At 41.7% G+C, this 6,505-nt stretch carries 7 protein-coding genes; all 7 read right to left on the minus strand.

Features of this window, described 5'->3' with window-relative positions:
- Positions 1-913 precede the first annotated feature (913 nt).
- Positions 914-1,483, minus strand: coding sequence for a YSC84-related protein (locus tag ABJL82_RS16300; protein ID WP_347275766.1), 570 nt, complete (start codon positions 1,481-1,483; stop codon positions 914-916).
- 140 nt (positions 1,484-1,623) lie between these two features.
- A complete protein-coding gene (locus tag ABJL82_RS16305; protein WP_347275767.1) occupies positions 1,624-2,424 on the minus strand; it encodes an AsmA family protein in 801 nt (266 codons plus the stop codon).
- A gap of 334 nt (positions 2,425-2,758) precedes the next feature.
- Positions 2,759-3,094, minus strand: coding sequence for an FAD/NAD(P)-binding oxidoreductase (locus ABJL82_RS16310; RefSeq protein WP_347275768.1), 336 nt, complete (start codon positions 3,092-3,094; stop codon positions 2,759-2,761).
- 122 nt (positions 3,095-3,216) lie between these two features.
- On the minus strand, positions 3,217-4,002 hold the full coding sequence (xth, locus tag ABJL82_RS16315) for an exodeoxyribonuclease III (RefSeq protein WP_347275769.1): 786 nt from the start codon (positions 4,000-4,002) through the stop codon (positions 3,217-3,219).
- A gap of 202 nt (positions 4,003-4,204) precedes the next feature.
- The gene (locus ABJL82_RS16320; protein ID WP_347275770.1) at positions 4,205-4,558 is read right to left on the minus strand and encodes a methyltransferase domain-containing protein; all 354 of its coding nucleotides are present in this window, start codon (positions 4,556-4,558) and stop codon (positions 4,205-4,207) included.
- A gap of 94 nt (positions 4,559-4,652) precedes the next feature.
- On the minus strand, positions 4,653-5,663 hold the full coding sequence (gene amrS / locus ABJL82_RS16325) for an AmmeMemoRadiSam system radical SAM enzyme (protein ID WP_347275771.1): 1,011 nt from the start codon (positions 5,661-5,663) through the stop codon (positions 4,653-4,655).
- 297 nt (positions 5,664-5,960) lie between these two features.
- Positions 5,961-6,137: a P-loop NTPase gene (locus ABJL82_RS16330; protein WP_347275772.1), complete on the minus strand. Its 177-nt coding sequence runs from the start codon at positions 6,135-6,137 to the stop codon at positions 5,961-5,963.
- Between the last annotated feature and the right edge of the window lie 368 nt (positions 6,138-6,505).

The raw sequence follows: 6,505 nt of genomic DNA on the forward strand, positions 1-6,505 counted from the left end.
GGATTTTGGGATTTGGGCATTGGAATTTTACCGCAGTACATTGCCCCATTATACGCATAAACTCATAGGTTCAGGTTGCAAACCTGAACCCGCCAGGCGTCGTGTAATGTTTACGCTGAATAGTTACGTAAATTGTCATAAATGCGTTCATACCCAAAACGGGCAAATGCCTCGCCCCTATTTTTTCAAAAAACTAAAGTGTTACAAAAAATCAGGCAACCCTCCTTATCACAGAGTATATTAAAAATAATGCTTCTGTAAAATACCCTCTTTGGGGTGTATACATATATACAAATGGATGTCTACTTTTGGGTTAATGGACAACGTGCGAATGCGCCTTTGTTGGTTTATCCATAGGCAATAATGTAGTTTTTTGGACAATCACCGCCAGCCCTTATACTGTTGATGAGTTTGCGTATGGTAAAAAACACACATCTCCTGCCACCGCATCACGCCTTCTTCAAATGGAAGCATTCCCAATTTTTTGTAAACGTTTATTGGATTGGGGCAAAACAATGCTGTCAGGGTTAATGTTTCATTAAAACATGGCGGAAGTCACAAAAAACCGGGAATGTACCAGGATCAACCCCGCAAGGGCATGAAAGCTGCAAGAGACATGGCAAGCCTGTCCCCCGCTGGCGGGGGATTAAGGGGATGGAATTGTCTGCGGAGCGTGGGAAAGAGGGGCAATGTTTTCATAATTGCCCGGTTAAGTAATTGCGTGCGAACTCCATTTTTGTTCTTTGAGCAATAGAGACCTGTCTGCTGACAAGGAGGAATTGGTAGATCATTTTCGAGGTTGCGAGCTTCGTTTTGCTGTTCGTGCCGCGCACGCACGCAGACATGTTGGCAGCGTTCTGTCTATACGAACCTATCTGCGTGCAAAGACAGGTAAAAAGGTCATTGAAACTATTTATGGTTTTGGTTTAAAATTGAATTTTTGTCCCCCAAGTGTTGCCTCAAACATCAGACCACTATTTGACAGGGTAAAGATTGCCACACCGTGTTCATAATCGGCATCCGTGGACGTACCTGCGGTTGCAGCCACAGCAGAGGCCCTCGCGCCGGGTTTAAAGTTTCCCTTCTTGAAATCCTCAAGGGTTTCTTTGTCTTTGAAAAATATGATTTCACTGAATGTTTGACCGCCAAACTGAACACCGATAGTTACCTGTGTCATACTCACAGTACCGATAAATTCACCTTTCTCGTACACTTCACCGGTGCCATGAGCTGCTCCTATACCGATGCCTCCTTTCGTAATAGTAGGGAATACCGCATAACCGTAAGCTTTTTCAAAATAAAGCGTCAGATGTGGATAATGAATTTTAAAATTACTGATAACCTCTTCTGCCTGAGTGTTCAGTGACGATTTTCCTTGTACTGATTCATCTTCTACCGATGGTTTCCAGCCTGCGTAACCATTTGTAATATGTACCGAAGTAATACTTACAATAAAAAACATGATAATCAATGGCTTTTTCATAATTATATCTCCAGTTTTTAAAATAATTGTGTTAAATTATCAAAATACACTATGGTATTTACAGACAATGTGTTTTTTATTCAACTATTAATTGACATTGTTTTCAAGAGTATTGAAAATAAACTGAGGTCACAAAAGCATTACTTTTTATCTTTATCATCAACCAAATTTTTCAGCTTCTCAAGTATCTTAGACATGTCTTCTTTCTTGGTTTCCTCAATGCCTTTGGTTGAATCTTTTAATATCTCAATTCCCTTCCCTATGGTTTTGTCCGAACTCTTTACTGCTTCAATAACCGCTTTGAATATCACATCGAAAATCTTTTCAATAACCTTTTGAAAACTGCCGTCAGACTCAGTGCCGATATCCGTAAATTGTATCTCTTTCAATGGGATAGCCATTGTCTTCCCATGCAACACCGTGGCACTTAAATGTATTTTTCCGTTTTGAAGGAAAAATTTATCAATTTGTACCTTTTTTTGTTCCTTCTTTTCTTTCTGTTCTTTTGGTGGCCCTTTTGGTTCTTCATCTTCCGGAACGGAAGATACTGACTCAATATTCTTTTTAATCTGACCAATATTGCTTCCCTTGAGAGATGTTTCATATGTAATTTCAGGTCCTTCAATAAATATCTCCCGGATAATGACCTTTTCAGAAAAGAGAGACATCGGTTCGATATTTATGGTAATCTTGCCGAGATCAAATGCAGAGGCTGTTTTAAAGCCCTCCGGATTCATTACAATAAGTCCCTGTAGCACACCTTTCCCGGAAAAAAGTGATATGTTTACCTTCTTCATTTCTATGGGTGTTTGAGTATATTTTGGACCAACGGTCTCAACACCTTTCTTTACAATAGAATTAATGAAGAACGAAAAAAACAAAAAAATGGCAATGAGCATCGAAGGAATAACAATAAGAGGGATTTTTATTATCTTTCTCATTTTTTAACCCTTTCCGGATAGATTTTATTTTCGATATAAAAATGTACAAAATTAAGGCATCTGTTTTTTCAAAGGAGTAGAGGGAGTAGAAGGACACTTCCCAGATTAACTTCTGAAATACGGGAAGTGTCCCAATACTTAACTTATACCTATTATCCGTAACAATTCCTTGTTGCGTTACGGTCATCAACCTGAATAATGAGACCTCCCAAGTTCATTTATATACCTTTTACAGTCATACCGTCACACTTAACTCCGACGACACTGCATAGTTCTACCGTTTTTCTCTTTCTACTTATGCGATTACAGATTTCGCACTCTCCAGGAGGCGCATCTATCGTATTTTTAGCGTAACGAAGCCTGCGTGTTCGCTTGCGCTACGGTCTGACTGCTCGCGACAGAGAATTGGGTTGCAGGCAGCTTCTGAAAAACCAGGTATCTTCTCAGGAAAGGTGCTTGCCCCGAGGGCAATTACAAGGTAATCAAAAGGTTCTGATCCCCCAGAAGTATGTACTATCCTGTCATCAAAATCTATTCTTTGCACTGACGCATTAATAAACCTGATTCCCTTCCGTTGCAGACGAGAGAGTGGCCTTTGTATCTTTTCCCTACCCCTCAAACCAACCATTAACCACAGTAGGGATGGATTGAAATATATCAACGCCTTCATTTACTCAGCCTTTGCCCACACAAACATATTATACGAAAGCGCTATGCATACTATTTAAAACATGCCGGCAATAAAATATTTTTCATAATGACACTCCTTCTTACTTCTTTTCTTCCGAGAGATTATATTTCGAATGTTGCCATAACCAATGTATGGTCAGATGGCTTTTCTTTAAGCCTTGACTCGATATCAATCCACGCCCTTGTAGATTTCTCCGCCAGAAACCGGGTAGCCCAGATGTGGTCCACTCGCCAGCCCAGGTTCCTGAGAACTGCATTTTTCAACCTGTAATCCCAGAACGTATAGTGCCCAGGGCCAGGTTGATGCAACCGGAAAACGTCGGTGAACCCCCATTGCCGGAAGCGATTAAGAGCGGCCCGCTCGTCTGGATGAAAACCGACTTGTCCTTCCAGTTGAGCCGGATCATACACATCAGTAGGCTCTGGAGCGACGTTAAAGTCTCCCAGCCACAGCAGGGGCTTGTTCGGTTTAAAGTATGCATCAAAATAATCGTACAGCCGCTGGAACCAATCCAGTTTTTCCCGGAATTTCTTTGATAGGGGGTGAAAACCCTGGGGCACATAGGTATTGACAACAGGAATCTTATTAATTGTGGCTGTAATTATGCGTGCTCCTTCCGATTCGTATTCATCAAAACCTATTTTCACATCTTCTACCGGCGTCTTGCTCAAAATGGCCACCCCGTTATATGACTTCTGTCCGCGGAATACCGAATAATAATCCATATCCTCAAATGCCTTGCCTGGGAAATCTTTATCAAGCACCTTTGTCTCCTGGAGACATAGCACATCCGGCGATTCCTTCTCCAGGCAGTCAAGGACAATTTTCAATCTTGCCCTTATCGAGTTAACATTGAAACTGGCGACTTTCATGGTTTTATATTCCAAGACATTTTCCCGTAAAGGAATTAATTATTCGGGAATCAACAAGGCAATGCCCATATAAACAGCTATACTCAAAATTATTCCTACGCCAAATAAAGATATTCTTTTGAAAATTGAAATTCAGTTTATTTTTTTCACTTCAATGCAGAGAAACCCGGCATCTCTTGCAGAGCCTTCTACCGGTTCCTCAATCGTTCGTTGCCCATCAGGCCTTTGCAGCAAGGTGCTCCTGATTCTTGAAATTTTCTGCCCTGTTGTTTGCAGCATATTCCCTATCTCCTTCAATAAATGGAAGATGCTCCCCATAACAATGCACAGTTTTAGCCCCTCTTTTCCCCGCCATTTTGAGCGCATTCAGCGAGGGGTCAATTCCAATAACATCAGGGAAATGCATGGCAAACCTTCCAGTGCCGACGCCGATTTCAAGGATAGGTTTCGGAGAAGCTTCGACCATGGGGTTAAGACATTTCAGCTCGCTCTCGTAGAGGGGACGGCCGTCCTCTGAGTCATACCAGGCATCGTACTTCTCTGTTAAAATATCAAAGACATTTTTCGTCATAAAACCTCCCATCATCTCTTGTTTCAGTAAGTTCGCCGATCTTAATAGATAATTGTAGGTCTCTTTCTTCAGTCGTTAATTCAAGAAGATGTTTTTATAATCCAACGCCATCAATCAGATTCTTGCACTTCGGACATTTCCCATCTATCAATATGTTTTCTATAATTTCAAAACCATATCTCTTTATAACAGTCTCTCCACAACTATAACAGTAAGTATTCTCACCGCCCTCGCCAGGGACATTCCCTTCATAGACATATCTCAATCCCGCTTTTTTGCCGATCTCTCTTGCATTCCGCAGAGATTCCACACGAGTAAGAGAAACATCAAGGAGCTTGTATGCAGGATAAAATGCGGTAACATGCCAGGGAATGTCTATACCGACGCCTTTAATAAATTCTGCTATTCCCCTGAGCTGTTCTTCATCATCATTATAGCCAGGGATAATCAGGGTCGTGACTTCAACCCATATGCCAAGTTCCCTGTAGAGTCGTATATTGTCGAGGACAGGCTGGAGTTTTGCACCGCACATCTTATGGTAGAAATCTTCCCTGAAGCCTTTTAAGTCCACATTTGCAGCATCAAGGAATGGGGCAATTTCCCTGATGGCCTCGGCGCTTGTATATCCATTGGTAACAAATACGTTCTTAATTCCTTCTTTATGTGCAAGTTTTGCCGTGTCATAAGCATATTCAAAAAAGATTGTTGGTTCTGTATAGGTATAAGCAATGCTTTTGCAACCCGACCCCTTTGCATTCGCCACGATTTCTTCAGGCAGGAGTTTTTCTCCGATAATGTTACCTTCCTCGCCTTTAGGCATCTGGGATATCTCCCAGTTCTGGCAGTTGAGGCAGCGGAAATTGCAGCCTACTGTTGCAATGGAATATGCCGTTGTCCCAGGATAAAAATTAAAGAAAGGTTTCTTCTCGATGGGTTCAATACCGGTTGCTACTGATTTCCCATAAACCAATGAAAAGAGACTTCCATCTCGATTCTCCCGGACACCGCATATTCCCCTTTTGCCGTCCTTAATCATGCAGTAATGGTTGCACAGGCGACACCTGACTTTCCCATCAAGCTTTTCATAAAACATCGCCTCTTTCATTTATTCACTCCTAACTTTTCTGACTTCTTTAACAATATCAGTGGCTGATAACAAGCCGACAGGTTTTCTCCTACTTTGAGCCGACAGGACTACCACCCCTGTGAATATCCTTGGCAAGCATTATGTTCGATACTTCTTTCAGTATCATTTCGGGGTTTACGTTATAAACAATGTGTATTGTATGTCCCATTGATGCCGGGCCGTTGTTCGAGGCTGAGATGGAAAAATTGCAGAGAGAGAATTGCCAATATCCAAAAGGAACTTTCTGCCCATGATCGTTTCTTTTAAATTCACATTTTATTTGGCAACCATACTCGTGTAAGACGCCACTTTTCCTGCGATTTCCTCGAACACTTCGGTGGTCTTTGATCCTGGAGTCCCTGCCATGAGAGGCATCCCCTTGTCCGCGCCTTTTCTGAGTTCAATGTCAATAGGAATTGCTCCTAAGAGCGGGACACCCATTTCCTGACTCAACTTCTCTCCGCCGCCAGTCCCGAAAATCTCTACCTTTTCATCTGAAGGGCAACTTCCTGGGGAGTGGTGACGATCACAACCGTTGCATTGGGGATTGATTAAGAAATGGTTATAGGTGGGTCTCCTGTTCCCTATTTTTTCAAAAGACTAAAGTGTTACGGATTTTGTTATTTGAGCATTGGAGTTTTACCGCAGTACATAACCCCATTATCCGCATAAACTCATCGGTTCAGGTTGCAAACCAATGTCATTAAGTTAAGAAAAGCATCGCAAAAAAACGATATATCATCTTGATTAACAATAAGTTAGGTGGTATAATCAATGCCGAGTTAAACGTAATTTACCAGCATTATAACATTTCTTAGGAG

The organism is Candidatus Kuenenia sp., from assembly GCF_039794105.1.
Classification (GTDB): domain Bacteria; phylum Planctomycetota; class Brocadiia; order Brocadiales; family Brocadiaceae; genus Kuenenia.

Coding starts and splice junctions, on each gene's coding strand:
- amrS (WP_347275771.1), bottom strand. CDS start 5,663: ATGAAAGAGGCGATGTTTTATGAAAAGCTTGATGGGAAAGTCAGGTGT.
- ABJL82_RS16310 (WP_347275768.1), bottom strand. CDS start 3,094: ATGAAGGCGTTGATATATTTCAATCCATCCCTACTGTGGTTAATGGTT.
- ABJL82_RS16320 (WP_347275770.1), bottom strand. CDS start 4,558: ATGACGAAAAATGTCTTTGATATTTTAACAGAGAAGTACGATGCCTGG.
- ABJL82_RS16300 (WP_347275766.1), bottom strand. CDS start 1,483: ATGAAAAAGCCATTGATTATCATGTTTTTTATTGTAAGTATTACTTCG.
- ABJL82_RS16305 (WP_347275767.1), bottom strand. CDS start 2,424: ATGAGAAAGATAATAAAAATCCCTCTTATTGTTATTCCTTCGATGCTC.